Here is a 16,141-nt window from a genome sequence, read left to right on the forward strand (position 1 = left end):
CGTATGGATTAATCTCCATTCGTAGTATAGACGTTATTCAGCCAAAATTAACAACTGGCCTGACGGTCAGTCGGCAAATTTTGTTGAAAGGTTCATGAATGGGAGACTTTTAAGCGAGAAAAGCGCCAAATTTAACCAAACGTTGTTGCCAATAGGTTTTACTCAAGTTGTCGATACTCACCTTGCTGCCACCGGATGCGGCATGAATAAAATCCCCACGCCCAATATAAATACCCACATGGTTGACTTTGCTGCCACTGGTGCGGAAGAAAATTAAGTCACCGGGGCGCATTTGTTCAAAGCTAAGGGTGCGACTGGCGGTACTTTGTTCGGCGGCGGTGCGCGGTAGGGTGATGCCTTGGGCATTTTTGTAGACGTATTGAGTCAGGCCGCTGCAATCAAAGCCTTCGCGTGGAGTTTCACCCCCAAATGTGTAGCGCACGCCTAAGGCTTGATGCGCTTGTGCTAATAAGGCGCGGCGGGCGGGTGCATCATACGGTTCGGCTTGTTGCGAAAACGGTTGGTATTGTTGTGAAAATGCCGGTTGCGACATCGAGGGTTGATTATAACTGGTGAAATACGGTCGTGCTTGGTTTTGGTAAACCCCCGGAACGGTGTGGTTCCAATACGGGTATTGTGCGGTCTGCGGGTATGAACCCATTGGTGCGCATCCGCCGAGTACAGTAGTGACTGCACCCATTAGCAGTGCTGCTTTAATATTGCCCATTATGATCTGCCCTGTTTTTTGTTATGCATTTAGAATGTAAGGGCATTCTATAAGTTCAATCCTGAACACAAACAAAAAACCCAATCACTTCAGGCGATTGGGTTGGTTTTTAGCAGTCGTGACTTGGCGTTACCAGTTAGTGCCGAAACTTTTATCGGTTTCATTGCCTAATTTGGGCAATTCAGCAATGTCGTGGATGGTGCTCAGTGGGCCATCGGGGAAGAGTTGATACAAGTATTTACGCCCGCCTTGGGGTAAAAATTCGTCTTGCAGCATATCTGCCAGCATTCGCGCATTCTGACAGTCATCGCAGTGTTCGTAGAAGTCGAGTATGAAATTGATCACTGCCATGTGTTCTGCTGTCAAGGTCATGCCGCGTTCAGCGGCGTTGGTGCGAATTAGCTGGTAAACGTCATGGGTTTTAAGTGTGGGCAACGGTGCTCGCATGACCGCGTGGGCGCGTGGGAACATCTCATCCAAAGAAACATCGCTAAACATCATAACTCAATCCTCCTGAGTGTTTTCTGTGGTGATGACAAACCCGACTATCTCTAGTGGTGTGGTTTGATACCTTGCTTATATCCTAAAAGTAGTATTTCCGAGCGCATAAGTCAAGTTATGTCTGCGCCTGAGTCGCGTGGTATGCTGGGCAACTGTTATTTTATTGCATGGTCGAGTGTTCATGAGCGCCGTTACTCCCACTTTCACAACGTTAACCTTGGCAGCCTATGGTTGGTCGCCTGCTAATTGGGCAAGTGTCTTTTACCCGGATGATTTGCCAGTGGATTGGCAGGCTTCGTATTACGCCAATGAATTCAGTCGCTTACTGATTCCTGCGCGTGATTGGATAGCACCCGTGGAGCAAGCCAAGGCGTGGTCGGCGGAAGTCGGGCAAGATTTCGATTTCTATGTGGAATTAACCCCAGAACTGTTGCAAGCAGCGCATTGGGAGGCAGTACGTGCTGCGATTGAACAAGAATTGGCGGCGCAAGTGCTGGGTATTGTGGCAGATGCTGGGGTAGTCCCTTGGATACCGGCGGCGTGGTTAGAGCGTTTTGCTGTGCATGTCTTGCCGGAAGGCGAGTGGTTTGCTGCAATGCCGCAAGGTGCAGAGGCTCAAATCGGCTTAATACGCACTAATGAAGTGTTATCGCCGCAAGCTTTACGCGCCATATTCGAGCATTTGCAACAGCATACTGCCCACCGTGATGCCATGCTGTTCTTGGATGCACCTTGGGCGGTGTTAGAGCAATTACGTTTGATGCAGCAATTATACGGTGTATAAATCCGGCGCTAATACCTCGGCGCACGGTAAGGATCAGGCAAGCGGCGGGGTGCTTGATACTGTTGGTATTGGTAATAATCCCCGCTTTGTTGCAAGGCTTGTTCAAATACGCCCGCCTTTTCCATGACATAGCCCAAGCCGCCGAGCAATGTCAGCCCCAATAACGCGGCAAACACAATTTTCACCACGCTGTAAGGGCGTTCGCCTTGGGTTTTGCCGTTACGCCCATTGATCACAAAGCGGTAAGTTTCGCTGTTATAACGGAATGCCGCCGACCAAACCGGCAGCAAAACGTGTTTAAACGTGGTGGCTGAATGTTGCGTTTGCAGGCTGTGAACGCGCTGTTGATCACCGCCAATATCGCTTGCAATGGCATTGTAAATGCGGCTATCCATGATGCCACGGGCTTGCTCAAAACCTTCGTCCAAATCCACCTGATAAATTTCACTCTGGAAACCGCTCAGATAGCTTTCGTTGTAAGGCACGAGGTTGGGCAAATCCCACGGTTCGAGGCGGTCAAGAATCGCGCGGGGCAGAGTATGGGTAGCGCCGACCAATACATCGTCAAAGAATAAACGTACTCGTCCACTGACCGGTGTCCAGCGAATACGGGGTACATTTTGCACTTGTTGGCGGGGTTGCCCGTTCACCATTACTGTGACCATTTGGCGTTCGTAATAAATCACGCCGCGTTCACCCCTGTAATAGCTGTCGGTATGGCTGTCATACGTCCAGTATGGGATGTAAATGCCCAGCAATTTTTCATCGCGTTTAGCTTTGTTTTTCAGGGCAGAAGGCGCAAACCATAAGCCACCAATCCACTTATCAAACGCGCTACGGGCATCTTTTTCGGTGATTAAAAATGGCAACAACGATTTGGGTTGGAACAACCGTGCTTGTTCCGTCCCTGTTACCACGGGCGTGCCGCAAAAGGGACAGTCACCCGCGTGCGTGTTTTGCTTCAGCTCAAACGTGGCGGCACAATTGGGGCATTTAATAACCTGAGTGTTATCCATCGGGCGCAATTTGCCCTGTTGGATAGCCCGCAATGCCTGCTCGAAACTGTATTCACGAATTTCTTGCTGGTTAGGGCGGATCAGGTTTTGATGTCCACAATAGTTACACTGAAGCGTTTCTGTCCCCGGTTGGTAGAGCAGATCAGCGCCGCATTGTTCGCACGGAAAATGCTGTTGTTTGGTGTTGTTATTATCCGCCATTTAAGCCTGCACTGTTATTCGCTACTGTGAGGGGGCGCTGAGGGTGGAATCGGCGGCGGGGTTGCTTGCCCTGCAAACAAACCCCTCAGTGCTGCCGTTTCCCCCGCCGCTTGCCAGTTTGCCATGCCCGCTTGCCACACTAGCGTTGCTGCGGTGAGTTGCCCATTTTGCGCCATTTGTTGCAATTGTGGCATTCCAATCGGGCCACTGGATTCCTGCCCGATCGCAACGTGCCAGCCGGTATCCGGTAACGGTGGTGGCGTTGCTGTTGCCGGTTTGTTAAGCACTTCTGCCATTTTATTGGCAACCGCAAAACCCATGCCCATATCCAGCGCACTGTTGGAACCACCATTGCCAATGCCTTGCGCGGTTTGGTATTGCAGGTATTTGTCGAGGTTGCCGATCATGCCCATGCTGGTACGTTTGTCGAGCGCTTCTTCCACTTCGGTGGGCAGGGAAATGTTTTCCACCAGAATATTGGTGAGCTTCAGGCCATAAGCAGCAAATTCCGGGACAATTTTCTGGGTGACGAATTGCCCCAATTGTTCGTAATTGGCTGCCATATCCAGCACCGGGATATTGGCGCTGGCAACGATGCTACTAAAGCGTGTCACAATCAGATTGCGCAACTGGTCGCTGATTTCATCGACGGTGAAGTTCCCATCTGTCCCCATGATTTCTTGCATGAATTTGCGCGAATCGTCAATGCGCATTCCATACGTACCGAAAGCGCGAATGCGTACCCCGCCGAATTCGCTGTCACGAATCATCACCGGATTGCGCGTTCCCCATTTCAGATTGGTGAATTGCTTGGTGTTGAAAAAATAGACTTCGGCTTTGAATGGGCTGCTGAAACCGTGATCCCAATGTTGCAGGGTCGATAGCAGCGGCAGGTTTTGGGTTTCCAGCACGTACATGCCGGGGGTGAGTACGTCGGCTACTTGGCCTTCATTAACGAAAATCGCGACTTGCGATTCGCGCACGGTGAGTTTTGCACCGTATTTGATTTCGTTGCCGTGGCGCTCGAAACGGTAAACCATGGTGTCGCTGCTGCTGTCAGTCCATTCGATGACATCAACAAACTCACCCATCAATTTGTCCCATAATCCCATGATTTATACTCCTTGGCGTGGGCTGTCTGCCTTGGCTTTGGCGGAAGTCAGCGCATGGCGCAATTCGCTTTCCATGACCTTGATTTCTTCCTCGGCTTTGGCACGCATGACCTTGCCTTCGTCGGCAATGCGCAGCGAGTCGTTGATGGTGTCGATCAGGCTTTGGTTGGCTTTTTTCACCGATTGGATGTCGAACACGCCGCGTTCCATTTGTTTGCGGGTTTCGGCATTGCCCATGCGCAGGGTTTCGGCATTTTTTTCCAGCAATTCATTGGTAAGGTCGGAAGCTTTTTTGACGACTTCAGCGGCATCGCTCATGCGGAAAATGGTGACGGCTTGCGCTAATTGGTTTTTCCACAACGGCACGGTGTTGATCAACGTGGAATTGATCTTATTGATCAAGGTTTTGTCGTTTTCTTGCACCAAACGGATGCTGGGCAAGCTTTGCATGGCGACTTGGCGGGTTAGGCGTAAATCGTGTACGCGGCGTTCCAGATCGTCACGCGAACTGCGTAAATCGCGTAGGTTTTGCGCCAGAATCATGTCGGCGGTATTGGCTTCGACTTTGGCAACCAGCGCAGGAATGTCATTGGTTTCGAGGCGACGCAGCTTTTCTTCACCGGCGGCGATATAGGCTTCGAGATTGTGGAAAAAGTCGAGGTTGGCTTCATAGAGCTTGTCGAGTGTGACCACATCCGTCAGCAATTGGGTTTTGTGGCCTTCCATTTCGTCGGTAATGGTGTCGATTTGCTTGCGGACTTCTTCGTACTGATTCAGGAATGCGACCACGGGTTTGGCTTTGCCAATGAGTTTTTCCCACCAACTGGGTTCGTCATTGGGGTTGAGGGAATCAATGTCGAAACCTTTGATGGCGACAACCATATTGGTCAGGGATTTGCCAGCGGAGCCAATGTCTTTGTTTTTGACACCGTTGAGCATTTTTTCCGAAATGGTCGTCATTTGTTCTTGGGTTTTGGTGCCGAAGAACATAATGCTGCTGCGGTCGTTCATATCGATTTCAGCGATGATAGTTTCGAGTTTACTTTTATTGGTATCATCGGCTTGGGCGTAAGCGACCAGTTCGGTGGTCATTTCTGGCAGGGGAGTGAGTTCGGTACCGGGAACGATGGCAGGCGCGGTTTGGGTTACGGTGGTTGTGGTTTGAGTTTCATTCATGGGGGTCTTCTCCTTGAGTTTATCGCTTAATTAGAGAACGCCTTCGCGTTTGAGTTGGGTTTCGAGGACTTCAATTTGCACGTCCAGATCAAAATGGTTGTCTTCCAATAATTTTGCTTGTTGTTCGGCGAAGGTCTGTTCTATCGAATCCAGCACACGACTGAAATTGGTTTCCAGAGCAACTGCCTTTTCTCCCTGATGCGTGCGTGCATAGCCTTCGGTCACACGTTGTGTGCCGTCCAAATAGACTTTGAGGAATTTGCGGGCGCGTGACAGGCGGGTCGGGTCATCTTCGATACTGGTGAGCACTTCGCGGGCTTTGCTGGTGATGCGTTGCAGGCGGGCATTGAATTCGGGGTTGGGAATTTGGCGGCGTGCTTGCTCGATCGCGTCGATTTTCACATTGGCGGCATCGAGTGCGTCTAAGACTTCTTCGAGCGTGACGCCGATGGAAATATTGCCCGCTTTGTCTTTACGAGGGTCTAATCCGTAATACAAGGCAAACCCAAGGAAGGTTACTGCGCCAATCAACACCGCTGGCAAAATGCCGCTCATGGCATAATCCGAACTCCACCAGTCTAAAATACCCGTGGCAATACTGATAATAAGTGCGGCAACGGTTTTGAACGGAGTCGATGGTGCACGGGCAATTTTGCGCCGTTCGTATTCGCCTTCCAGCCGGAAACCGTGACGCGCCACACTCGCGCCCACCATGAACGCGGCGAATACCCCACCCGTTACCAACGTAGCCATGACGTCACCGCGCATCAGTGAACCGATAGCCGTAATCAGGGCAGGTAGCGGCAATAAATAAAGCAGAATGCCTTTGATGCCATAACGGACATTGTGAATGGTAGGCTCATAACGTTTGGCAGCCGATTTGACGGTTGTGGTCATGGTGTCTCCCATTAGAACAGCGGTGGAAATAAGTTGAAGATGGATAGCACGCTAACGCCACCAACCGTGACCACTAAAAGAATAAAACCAACCGTCTTGCGTAAGGCATAAGCCATGACATCTGTCCTCCTTTTTATAATCTGTTGCTAAGTGTAGCGTGTCTGGCGAGGGATAACCTATTCTATTCCGGTATTGAGCGCACAAAAAGATTTTATTTATGAACGAAAGCTGTATAATAATGTTAATGTCTGTGTCAGAACGGCAAAAAAAAGCGAGCCATGAATGACTCGCTTTTTGCGAAAATAACTCAAGAACGCCGTAGCGGATTGCTGCGGTAGTGAATGCAGGTAAACCCCCTGTTTACGAACATGCATCCATTGCCCAATCCTCACCATTCAACCAGCTCCCCAATAAATGGCCGGTTGTAAGGGTGGGGGTTGAGAAAGTAACTTCAGCGTGCCGTCATCCCGAATCTCTTATGCCATTGAGTGTCAGAACGGCGGAACAAGCTTATTTTTTATTTCAGATACTTTTGACGACGAAATCGTTACCACAAACCCCAAGTTCGCGATTTCTGCTGAAGTTGGGACTATATTAATCTCGAATCCATGAATCGAACCTGAACCCTTGGCTTATTTTTTATTCGGTAAAAACAACGCCGGATCCACCGCTTCACCATTCAAATACACCGACCAATGCAGGTGTGGCCCTGTGGCTCTGCCGGTGCTGCCTACCTTGCCAATCACGTCGCCTTGCTGGACGGTATCACCTACTTGCGCCTGAATTTCACTTAAATGCGCATACATGCTAATCACGCCCGCGCCATGATCCAAGTAAACGGTATTACCGCTGAAAAAGAGATCGTCGGTGTGAATGACAGTGCCAGCAGCAGTGGCTTTGATCGGTGTGCCAGTCGCGGCGGCAATATCCATCCCGCTGTGTGGGTTGCGTGGTTGGTTATTGATGAAACGTTTTAAACCAAAGCGCCCTGTGTCACGCCCAGGTACGGGTTTAATGAAATCCAGTTGCGCTTCGCCTGCGGTGAAGTGGGTTTTAGCCTGTTCCTGTACCGCCATTTCACGCACAATGCGTTCGCCGGATTCATCATCTGGCTCAACTTTGTTGTTGTCCTTAATCGTCAGACGCTGGGTTTTGTATTCCTTGGCTTGTATCGGGAAGGATAGTGTTTGACCGCCTTGTAACTGCACGGTTTGATCGCCTGCCGTATCCAAAGGAATGCCGACCAAGGCAACCCAGTATGCATCCAGCGGTACAACCGTTACCCGCTTGCCTTCGTACTGTACCAGCGGCGCTTGTGCGGACAGTGGTGCGATGGGGAGGTGGGCAATACCGCCAGGCACAGGGTTTTCGCGTGGCATAGCCAGTACGTTGCAAGAATACAATGCTAAGCTCAACAGTAACCATTTTTTCATTTTTATTAACCTAATCGAACGAGTAAAACGCTACGATGAAGCATAGCATAGCAGCGGAACGAATGCGGGAAATCCAGCCCTTTCATGTCATGGCTTTGTTGGCAGAAGCCCGCCAACGCGAAGCAGCAGGTCAGGATATTATTCACATGGAAGTCGGTGAACCCGACTTTCCAACCCCTGCACCTATTGTGGCAGCAGGCATACAGGCATTGCAATCCGGGCAGACGAAATACACGCCTGCCTGCGGTTTGCCTGCCTTGCGTGAAGCGATTGCCGCTTACTATGCCAGTCGCTTTGGGGTGACGATTGCGCCACAACGAATTATCGTAACCCCCGGTGCATCCGGCGCGTTGCAATTGGTGTTGGGGGCATTATTGAATCCGGGGAATGAGGTGTTGATGACCGACCCCGGCTACCCGTGTAATCGTCATTTCGTGCGTTTATTTGAAGGCAAGCCGGTGGCAATTCCGGTGGGGGCAGAGACTGCTTATCAACTGAACAGTGCGCATATTCAAGCACATTGGAATGCCAATACCCGTGCGGTGCTGTTGGCAAGCCCGGCGAACCCTACCGGAACGTTGCTCAGTGTGCCGCAATTGGCGGACATTTACCGCGAGGTGAGGCAACGCGGTGGGGAATTGATTGTCGATGAAATTTATCAAGGGCTGACTTACGGTGTACCCGATACCACGGCGCTGGCGGTGGACGCGGACAATATTTGGGTCATCAATAGCTTTTCCAAATATTTCGGCATGACCGGCTGGCGGTTGGGTTGGGTGGTTGCCCCCGAATGGGCGGTATCAACGCTGGATCGTTTGGCGCAAAACATCTTTCTGGCCGCATCGACCCCGGCGCAATACGCGGCACTGGCAGCCTTTACCCCGGAAGCGTTGGCAATCATGGAGGCGCAGCGGCAGGAATTGCAGCAACGGCGGGATTTTTTATTGCCAGCCCTGCAAGGGCTGGGTTTTTCGGTGCGAGCTGAACCGCAAGGGGCATTTTATATCTATGCGGGTTCGGAACGTTTCGGGGATGATGCGCAACGGTTGTGTGCGAATTTGCTGGATAAAACCGGCGTGGTGTTCACGCCGGGGATTGATTTTGGTAGCCATCAGGCGACAACGCATGTGCGTTTCGCTTACACCACGCGTGTGGCACGGTTGGCGCAGGCGGTGGAGCGTCTGGAACGGGGATTACGGGGAGATAACGGTTAACTTTTGAAAGAATCGCAGTATTTTAAATCGCCTGATTTTAGACCGCGTTGAAACCATTCCATGCGTTGTACAGAGGAACCATGGGTGAAGGAATCGGGATTGATGCGTCGCCCTGACATGCGTTGCAAGCGGTCATCGCCAATAGAGCCAGCCGCATTGATGGCTTCTTCAATATCGCCTTCTTCCAGAATGTTGAATTGTTTGTGGGCGTGGTGCGCCCAGACACCGGCATAACAATCCGCCTGTAGTTCGAGTGCTACCGAGAGTGCATTGCCGTCGGTTTTGCTCATGCTGTTTTGCAAACGGGTTACTTCGTCGGTTGTGCCCATTAGGTTTTGCACGTGATGCCCGATTTCATGCCCCAAGACGTAAGCTTGCGCAAAATCGCCAGATGCGCCCAAGTTTTGCAGTTCGCGGAAGAAACCTAAGTCAATGTAAACTTTTTGGTCGGCAGGGCAATAAAACGGCCCAGTGGCAGCCGTGGAGTAGCCGCATACGGAATCGGTGCTGTCGGTGAATAATACCAATTTAGGCTCAACGTAGCGCCCGCCCAATTGACGAAACACCGGATTCCACACGTCTTCAGTTGAGGCAAGCACCGTGGATGCAAACTTGCCCGCATCATCTTGTGGTACACCCGTTGCCACCGTTTGGGTGGAACTGCCGCCGCCAAAACCGCCTAAAATCGTATTGGCTCCACCGACCAGTCCGAGTATTTGAATCGGGTTAAATCCCATGTACCAGCCAATTAAGACAGCCGCAATAGTGCCGAGCAACCCAATTTTCATCCCGCCGCCGCCACCGCTACTACGACCACCGCGCCGGTCTTCCACGTTGCTGCTTTGTCGTCCTGTTTTCCAGCGCATGTTTTGCTCCATAAAAATATTTGCGGGAATTATTTCACGTTGCGTAGAACTAAAGCCAATTAAGCGGAATCTGTCAACTTATAAATGACTAAGGCGTTAATCTACTGGAGTCTCCGGCTGTTAGCAGGGGAACGAGGGGCACTCAAAGGAATATGATGAGAATGGCGGCATTGATAACCGCGCATAACGAGCGGTTAGAGAGCGATTCGCACGAAAACGACGGTTTGAATAATGCGGCACGTTTGGATCAGTTCCTCAAAGAGGTGAGTCGACGTGCCTTTGTGGTGGCGCGTCTGGCGACTCAAGACGAAGAAGAGGCGCTGGATATTGTGCAGGATGCTTTGTTCAAACTGGTGCAAAAGTATTCGGGGCATCCGCACGGTGAATGGGGTGCGCTATTTCATACGATTTTGCACAGCAGAATCAATGATTGGCACCGGCGGCAGACAGTACGCAATCGCTGGCGGGTGTTTTTTTCAAGCAAAGACGATGAGGAAGATATTGATGTAGCAGAACAGGCTGTCCAGACCCAATTTTTAGAGCCAGAACGTCAATTACTACAGGATGAAATGAGTGTGCTGATGCAAATAGCGATCGGGCAATTGCCCCTGCGTCAGCAACAGGCGTTGTTGTTAAGGGGTTGGGAAGGCTATGACATTGCGGAAACCGCACAAATCATGAAATGTTCCGAAGGGAGCGTCAAAACACATTATTCAAGGGCTGTCCACAGTTTGCGAGAAAAACTGGGAGATTATCAATGACCAAGATGAGACACGAAATTACTGAGCAGCTATTAGTCAGTGCCGTGAAGCAGGGGATGGATCAGGCTGTCATGGGGTTGGATTGGCAGACGCAGGCAACATTGACACGTTTACGTTTACAAGCGTTAGAACGCGAACAGAAACGCCATTGGTCGGAGGGTTTCGGCCTTTCAGCGTTTTCACGGGGATTTGCGATTGCAACGGCTGTCACATTGGCGGCAACGCTTTGGGTATTGCCCGATACTGCGATACCCCCTGATAGTTTAGCGGCTGCTTCTAGTGATCACTTCACGGATGCCGCTGCCGAAACGGATGCGGATGTCAATGTTATGGAAGTCTTGATGGCCAGCGAGGACATGGACTTGCTGGAAAATCTGGACATGTATGAGTGGTTGGAGGCCGAATACGGCTAACCGCATTAACTAAGTCGTTAAGGAGAACACAATGCAAAGGAAAGGAATCCTGTGGGTGTGCAGCACATTGGTGGTGTTGCTGATAAGTGTTGGTTCGGTTGCTGCTGCTGAAACAGCCGAAGAAATTACAACCATGCTCACTTGGTGGGATGAAGTCGGTAGTGAGTGGGAAAAAGCGGAAGCTTTCATCGAATTTGCGGGTAATGACCAAGAATACCTCTTAGCCGAGAACGCGATGGAGCAAGCAGATGACCAACAGCAGCAATAAACGCCGTTTTGTCGGTTTTTTCATGGCGCTCTTGACAATGATGGCGCTACTGTTGGCAGGTGGAAACGCGATGGCGGGTTCAGTAACGTGGGAAAGTTTAAGCGATAACGAAAAGTCGGTATTGAAGGCTTTTCAAAGTGATTGGTCTTCCTTGTCGGATAAAACCCAAGGCAATTTGAAGCGTTGGGCCGCGAAACCTGCAATAGAGCGTAGCAGAATCAAGCAACGTTTTGGTGATTGGCAGCAATTGTCGGCTGCTCAACAAAAAAAGATTGCGAAACAACTCAAGCGTTACAAAGCCATGTCACCCGCCCAGAAAGCCAAAATTAAACAATGGCACGAGTGGGTCAAAAAATTGCCAGAAAATGAGCGCAAGCAATTGCGTGAAAAGTGGGCAGTTATGACGGATGCTGAGCGCAGAGCGTACATGAAAGATTTGCAGCAACAATATGGGAAGTAGTGGGTAATATCAGAAAAATCAATTGATATTGCCATTACGTACTAAATTATTTTTTAGATATTCAGGTTTCATTAAGGATAAGTTTTAATCAATTTTATTTATTATGATGTATTTTGTTTGAAAAACAACATGTTGGATCTCTTGTTAAGTTTGCGTTAAGGTCTTCTCGTTGATACGGATTTGTGCTAATGTGCTTACATAATAATCTTCAAAGTGCGTTCGTCTTATTGGGGTTGAAACGATTTATGCTGACGTAGCGGCGTAAACGGTGTTTTGCTGAAAATATATAAGGCCATAGCGCCTTGCAAGAAAAGGAGTCTCAAGAATGTCACGACCACAGACCCATATTGATAGCAAAGAGGTGATTCCTTTTGTGTCATCAGAAGCTGGCGATGTTATAGATTTGGACGATGATCTTGAGGATGAAGGCATTATTGCCGATGACGATGAAATTTCAAGCCTGACTGAGAGTGCCAGCGTCACGGTTGCGGCATCCATGGCTGATGTTGATGCAACTCAGATGTACCTGCGCGAGATTGAGTTTTCGCCGCTGCTAACTCCCGAAGAAGAAGTGTTTTATGGTCGTCTCGCCCGTGATGGCGATGAGTTCGGTCGTAAGAAAATGATTACCTGCAATTTGCGCTTGGTGGTGAAAATTGCCCGCCGTTACATGGGACGCGGTTTGCCATTGCCTGATTTGATTGAAGAGGGCAATCTGGGTTTGATCCACGCGGTTGAGAAATTCGATCCCGAACGTGGTTTCCGCTTCTCGACGTATGCCACTTGGTGGATTCGCCAAAACATCGAACGTGCATTAATGAACCAAACGCGCACCATCCGCTTACCGATTCATGTGAACAAAGAGCTGAACGTTTATTTGCGCAAGGTTCGCGAAATGACCCAGAAATTGGGGTATGAGCCGTCTTTGCCAGAAGTGGCTGAAGCATTAGATAAACCCATTGAAACCTTGCGTAAGCTGCTGGATTTCAATGAACGGATTACCTCATTGGATGTGACAGTTGGTAAAGACAGTGACAGCCCGTTAGTCGATTTCGTGAGTGCAGAAACCAGTGATGAACCCGACAGTAAGCTCGAAGATGAAGACATTACGCAGTCCGTTGATAGCTGGTTAAGTCAGCTTGAATTCAAGCAAAAAGAAGTGATTGTGCGGCGTTTTGGTTTGCACGGTCATGAACGTGCTACCTTGGAGCAGGTCGGTGAAGCACTGGGTTTGACCCGCGAGCGCGTCCGGCAGATTCAGATGGATGCGTTGAAGCGTTTGCGCCGTATCCTTGAAAATAAAGGATTATCCGGCGAAAACCTGTTGGGTATTGGTTAATTTGCTACGTTAAAAAAAATGCTGCTGCTACACGCCTTGCCTCCGACAACAATACATTATAAGTGCGGCAAGCAGCAGCGGTGGTCATCACTTCAAAACCTACCCCGTTTTGCACTAGAACCTTCCATATTTCGGGGGATGGAAATTGCTGATTTTTCCCCGTTCCAATCAAGATGACTTCAGCACCAATCGCAAACAACGGTTCTAAATGAGCCGGTTGCAAGGCTTGGATGGATTGCGGTTGCCAATCAGTGATTAAGGTTTGCGAACCGATCAAAAAACTATTGCTCAAAGTGTTCTGGTTAACGGCTACCCACGTATCGCCGTAGCCGGTAATGCGGTAATGAGCGCTATTCAATTCCTCGCTGAACTTCATTTAGCCTACCTTAGCCTTTATCTGTAATTGACAGCCTGCATGGTGAATTGTAATGTGACTGGCATTAGCAATCAGGATACCCAGAACCGTGCAGGACGATTTTCAAAGAATAAACCGGCTTCCCACTTACGTTTTCAAGATCACCGATGCGCTTAAACGGGAAGCACGCGCCAAGGGCGAAGACATTATCGACTTCGGGATGGGTAATCCCGATCAGCCGACGCCTAAACACATTGTAGACAAACTGGTAGAAGCAGCGCAACGTGGCGACACCCACCGCTACTCCATGTCGCGGGGCATCCCACGGCTGCGCAAAGCGATCAGTAATTGGTACAAGCGCAAGTTTGACGTGGACATTGACCCGGAAACCGAAGCAATTGTCACCATCGGCTCAAAAGAAGGCTTGGCACATTTGGCGCTGGCAACCTTGAGCCGTGGCGATACGGTACTTGTGCCAAACCCTGCTTACCCGATTCACCCGTATGGCAGCATTATTGCCGATGCCGATATTCGCCACGTACCGCTGGTGGAAGGCAAGGATTTCTTTGTCGAATTGGAAGCGGCGATCAAAAACTCTTGGCCTAAGCCCAAGATGCTGATTATCAACTTCCCCGGCAACCCGACAGGGCAGTGCGTGGAACTCGATTTCTTTGAACGCGTGATCAAAGTTGCCAAAGAGCATGATGTCTGGGTTATCCACGACATTGCTTACGGTGAAATTTGCTTTGATGGCTACCAAGCGCCTTCGATCCTGCAAGTGCCGGGGGCGAAAGACATTGCGGTTGAATTCTATTCGCTGTCCAAAACCTACAATATGCCCGGCTGGAGGGTAGGTTTCATGTGCGGTAATCCCGTGCTGGTGAAAGCCTTGGAGCGGATTAAATCGTATTTGGATTACGGCATGTTTGCGCCGATTCAGATTGCGGCGATTGCAGCACTGGATGGCCCGCAAGATTGTGTCAAAGAAATCAGCGCGATGTATGAAAGCCGTCGCAATGTGTTGTGTGATGGTTTAAATGCAGCGGGCTGGGCAGTCGAACGCCCCAAAGCGAGCATGTTCTTGTGGGCAAAAATTCCTGAGCATTATGCCGCGATGGGTTCGTTGGAATTCGCCAAAAAATTGTTAAAAGATGCGCAAGTCGCGGTGTCACCGGGCATTGGTTTCGGTGAATACGGTGACGATCACGTGCGTTTCAGCCTGATTGAAAACGAACACCGTACCCGTCAGGCCATTCGCAATATCAAACAAATGTTTCGTAAAGATCAAGGTTTAAAGGAGTGAGCATGGATCCCGTCAAGGTTGGCCTGCTAGGGCTGGGGACTGTTGGTGGCGGTACTGCCATCGTGTTGAAGCGTAACGCCGAAGAAATTGCGCGTCGCGCTGGGCGTGGCATTGTGATTGATTACGCTGCCAACCTCGACCTCAGTCGTGCCGAAGAATTGGGCTTGGGGAACGTGCGCTTAACGCAGGATGCGTTCGATGTTGTCAATGACCCTGACATCCAGATTGTGGTCGAGCTGATCGGTGGTTATACCGTGGCACGGGATTTGGTGTTGCAGGCGATTAACAATGGCAAGCATGTTGTTACCGCGAATAAAGCATTGATTGCACTGCATGGCAATGAAATTTTTGCGGCAGCACAAGCCAAAGGCGTGATGGTCGCGTTTGAAGCAGCGGTGGCGGGTGGCATTCCGGTCATTAAGGCGATCCGTGAAGGGTTGTCGGCTAACCGCATTGAATGGCTGGCGGGTATTATTAACGGTACGGGCAATTTCATTCTCACCGAAATGCGTGATAAAGGCCGTGCGTTTGCGGATGTGTTGGCGGAAGCACAAGCACTCGGTTACGCCGAAGCTGACCCAACTTTTGATGTGGAAGGCATTGATGCCGGTCACAAGCTGACGATTTTGTCGTCGATTGCGTTTGGTATCCCGCTGCAATTTAAGCAAACGTACACCGAAGGCATTACCAAAATCAGTGCTGAAGATGTGACTTATGCAACTGAGCTGGGCTATCGCATCAAGCATTTGGGCATTGCACGGCGTACTGCGGCGGGCATTGAGCAACGGGTTCACCCCACGCTGATTCCTGAGCGGCGCTTGATTGCCAATGTCGATGGCGTGATGAATGCGGTATTGGTGAAAGGTGATGCGGTCGGCGCGACCTTGTATTACGGCGCAGGTGCGGGTGCAGAGCCAACGGCTTCTGCTGTGATCGCGGATTTGGTGGATGTTACTCGTGCGCTGACGGCTGACCCGGAAAACCGCGTGCCGCATTTGGCGTTCCAACCGTCACAGCTTGCGGATACTGCCATTTTGCCGATTGAGGAAGTGGAAACGGCCTTTTATTTGCGCATGTGTGCCTTGGATCGCCCCGGTGTTTTGGCGGATGTGACGCGCATTCTCGGTGATCGCCAAATCAGCATTGAGGCTTTCATTCAGAAAGAGCCGACCAGCGGTGTGGATAAAGTCGACATTATCATGCTGACCCAGCGCGTGCGCGAAGGCAATATGAACGCGGCACTGGCGGCGATTGAAGCGTTGGACACCATTTGCAGCAGCGTTACGCGCATCCGTGTCGAGACTTTGGGCTAATA

The 16,141-nt window shown here is 50.3% G+C and carries 18 protein-coding genes; 9 read left to right on the plus strand and 9 right to left on the minus strand.

Going from position 1 to position 16,141, the window contains the following annotated elements; genetic code table 11:
• Positions 1-109: 109 nt before the first annotated feature.
• Together HMY34_RS16845 and HMY34_RS16850 are read right to left on the minus strand one after the other, a co-directional pair.
• A complete protein-coding gene (locus HMY34_RS16845; RefSeq protein ID WP_202716592.1) occupies positions 110-727 on the minus strand; it encodes a C40 family peptidase in 618 nt (205 codons plus the stop codon).
• A 129-nt stretch (positions 728-856) separates the two neighbouring features.
• Complete coding sequence (locus tag HMY34_RS16850) at positions 857-1,228, minus strand: TusE/DsrC/DsvC family sulfur relay protein (protein WP_202716593.1); 372 nt, start codon at positions 1,226-1,228, stop codon at positions 857-859.
• A 181-nt stretch (positions 1,229-1,409) separates the two neighbouring features.
• On the opposite strand from HMY34_RS16850, the gene HMY34_RS16855 reads away from it, so the two are divergent.
• The gene (locus tag HMY34_RS16855; RefSeq protein ID WP_202716594.1) at positions 1,410-2,012 is read left to right on the plus strand and encodes a hypothetical protein; all 603 of its coding nucleotides are present in this window, start codon (positions 1,410-1,412) and stop codon (positions 2,010-2,012) included.
• 8 nt (positions 2,013-2,020) lie between these two features.
• Here HMY34_RS16855 and HMY34_RS16860 read toward each other — a convergent pair whose 3' ends face one another.
• The 5 genes from HMY34_RS16860 to HMY34_RS16880 form a co-directional block, all read right to left on the minus strand.
• The gene (locus HMY34_RS16860; RefSeq protein ID WP_202716595.1) at positions 2,021-3,229 is read right to left on the minus strand and encodes a TFIIB-type zinc ribbon-containing protein; all 1,209 of its coding nucleotides are present in this window, start codon (positions 3,227-3,229) and stop codon (positions 2,021-2,023) included.
• A 14-nt stretch (positions 3,230-3,243) separates the two neighbouring features.
• The gene (locus HMY34_RS16865) at positions 3,244-4,341 is read right to left on the minus strand and encodes an SPFH domain-containing protein (protein ID WP_202716596.1); all 1,098 of its coding nucleotides are present in this window, start codon (positions 4,339-4,341) and stop codon (positions 3,244-3,246) included.
• 3 nt (positions 4,342-4,344) lie between these two features.
• Positions 4,345-5,517 (minus strand): toxic anion resistance protein, encoded by a 1,173-nt coding sequence (locus HMY34_RS16870; protein ID WP_202716597.1) that lies wholly within the window; start codon positions 5,515-5,517, stop codon positions 4,345-4,347.
• Between the two features lie 30 nt (positions 5,518-5,547).
• On the minus strand, positions 5,548-6,414 hold the full coding sequence (locus tag HMY34_RS16875) for a 5-bromo-4-chloroindolyl phosphate hydrolysis family protein (RefSeq protein ID WP_202716598.1): 867 nt from the start codon (positions 6,412-6,414) through the stop codon (positions 5,548-5,550).
• Positions 6,415-7,046: 632 nt separating this feature from the next.
• Positions 7,047-7,847: a peptidoglycan DD-metalloendopeptidase family protein gene (locus HMY34_RS16880; protein ID WP_202716599.1), complete on the minus strand. Its 801-nt coding sequence runs from the start codon at positions 7,845-7,847 to the stop codon at positions 7,047-7,049.
• A gap of 35 nt (positions 7,848-7,882) precedes the next feature.
• Between HMY34_RS16880 and HMY34_RS16885 the strand changes: the two genes are divergently transcribed.
• A complete protein-coding gene (locus HMY34_RS16885; RefSeq protein ID WP_202716600.1) occupies positions 7,883-9,061 on the plus strand; it encodes a pyridoxal phosphate-dependent aminotransferase in 1,179 nt (392 codons plus the stop codon).
• Here HMY34_RS16885 and ypfJ read toward each other — a convergent pair.
• Positions 9,058-9,927, minus strand: coding sequence for a KPN_02809 family neutral zinc metallopeptidase (gene ypfJ / locus HMY34_RS16890; RefSeq protein ID WP_202716601.1), 870 nt, complete (start codon positions 9,925-9,927; stop codon positions 9,058-9,060). The genes HMY34_RS16885 and ypfJ overlap by 4 nt on opposite strands.
• Positions 9,928-10,088: 161 nt before the next feature.
• Here ypfJ and HMY34_RS16895 point away from each other — a divergent pair, with 161 nt between their 5' ends.
• From HMY34_RS16895 to rpoS, 5 genes are all read left to right on the plus strand, one after another.
• Positions 10,089-10,688, plus strand: a complete 600-nt coding sequence (locus HMY34_RS16895; protein ID WP_228287898.1) for an RNA polymerase sigma factor — start codon at positions 10,089-10,091, stop codon at positions 10,686-10,688.
• Positions 10,685-11,101 (plus strand): hypothetical protein, encoded by a 417-nt coding sequence (locus HMY34_RS16900; protein WP_202716602.1) that lies wholly within the window; start codon positions 10,685-10,687, stop codon positions 11,099-11,101. Before HMY34_RS16895 ends, HMY34_RS16900 begins: the two co-directional genes overlap by 4 nt.
• Before the next feature lie 31 nt (positions 11,102-11,132).
• Positions 11,133-11,369 (plus strand): hypothetical protein, encoded by a 237-nt coding sequence (locus tag HMY34_RS16905; protein ID WP_202716603.1) that lies wholly within the window; start codon positions 11,133-11,135, stop codon positions 11,367-11,369.
• Entirely contained in the window at positions 11,350-11,829 is a 480-nt protein-coding gene (locus tag HMY34_RS16910) for a DUF3106 domain-containing protein (RefSeq protein WP_202716604.1), read from the plus strand. The genes HMY34_RS16905 and HMY34_RS16910 overlap by 20 nt, the downstream gene beginning before the upstream one ends.
• 325 nt (positions 11,830-12,154) lie before the next feature.
• Positions 12,155-13,168 carry an RNA polymerase sigma factor RpoS gene (rpoS, locus tag HMY34_RS16915; protein ID WP_202716605.1) on the plus strand — a complete coding sequence of 338 codons (1,014 nt, stop codon included), beginning with the start codon at positions 12,155-12,157 and terminating at the stop codon, positions 13,166-13,168.
• 4 nt (positions 13,169-13,172) lie between these two features.
• On the opposite strand, the gene HMY34_RS16920 is transcribed toward rpoS, so the two are convergent.
• Positions 13,173-13,544, minus strand: a complete 372-nt coding sequence (locus HMY34_RS16920; RefSeq protein ID WP_202716606.1) for an Mth938-like domain-containing protein — start codon at positions 13,542-13,544, stop codon at positions 13,173-13,175.
• 88 nt (positions 13,545-13,632) lie between these two features.
• Between HMY34_RS16920 and alaC the strand changes: the two genes are divergently transcribed.
• Together alaC and HMY34_RS16930 are read left to right on the plus strand one after the other, a co-directional pair.
• On the plus strand, positions 13,633-14,826 hold the full coding sequence (gene alaC, locus HMY34_RS16925; RefSeq protein ID WP_202716607.1) for an alanine transaminase: 1,194 nt from the start codon (positions 13,633-13,635) through the stop codon (positions 14,824-14,826).
• A 2-nt stretch (positions 14,827-14,828) separates the two neighbouring features.
• Entirely contained in the window at positions 14,829-16,139 is a 1,311-nt protein-coding gene (locus tag HMY34_RS16930) for a homoserine dehydrogenase (protein ID WP_202716608.1), read from the plus strand.
• The last annotated feature ends 2 nt before the right edge of the window (positions 16,140-16,141 follow it).

It is taken from the genome of Thiothrix subterranea (genome assembly GCF_016772315.1).
Lineage (GTDB): Bacteria > Pseudomonadota > Gammaproteobacteria > Thiotrichales > Thiotrichaceae > Thiothrix > Thiothrix subterranea.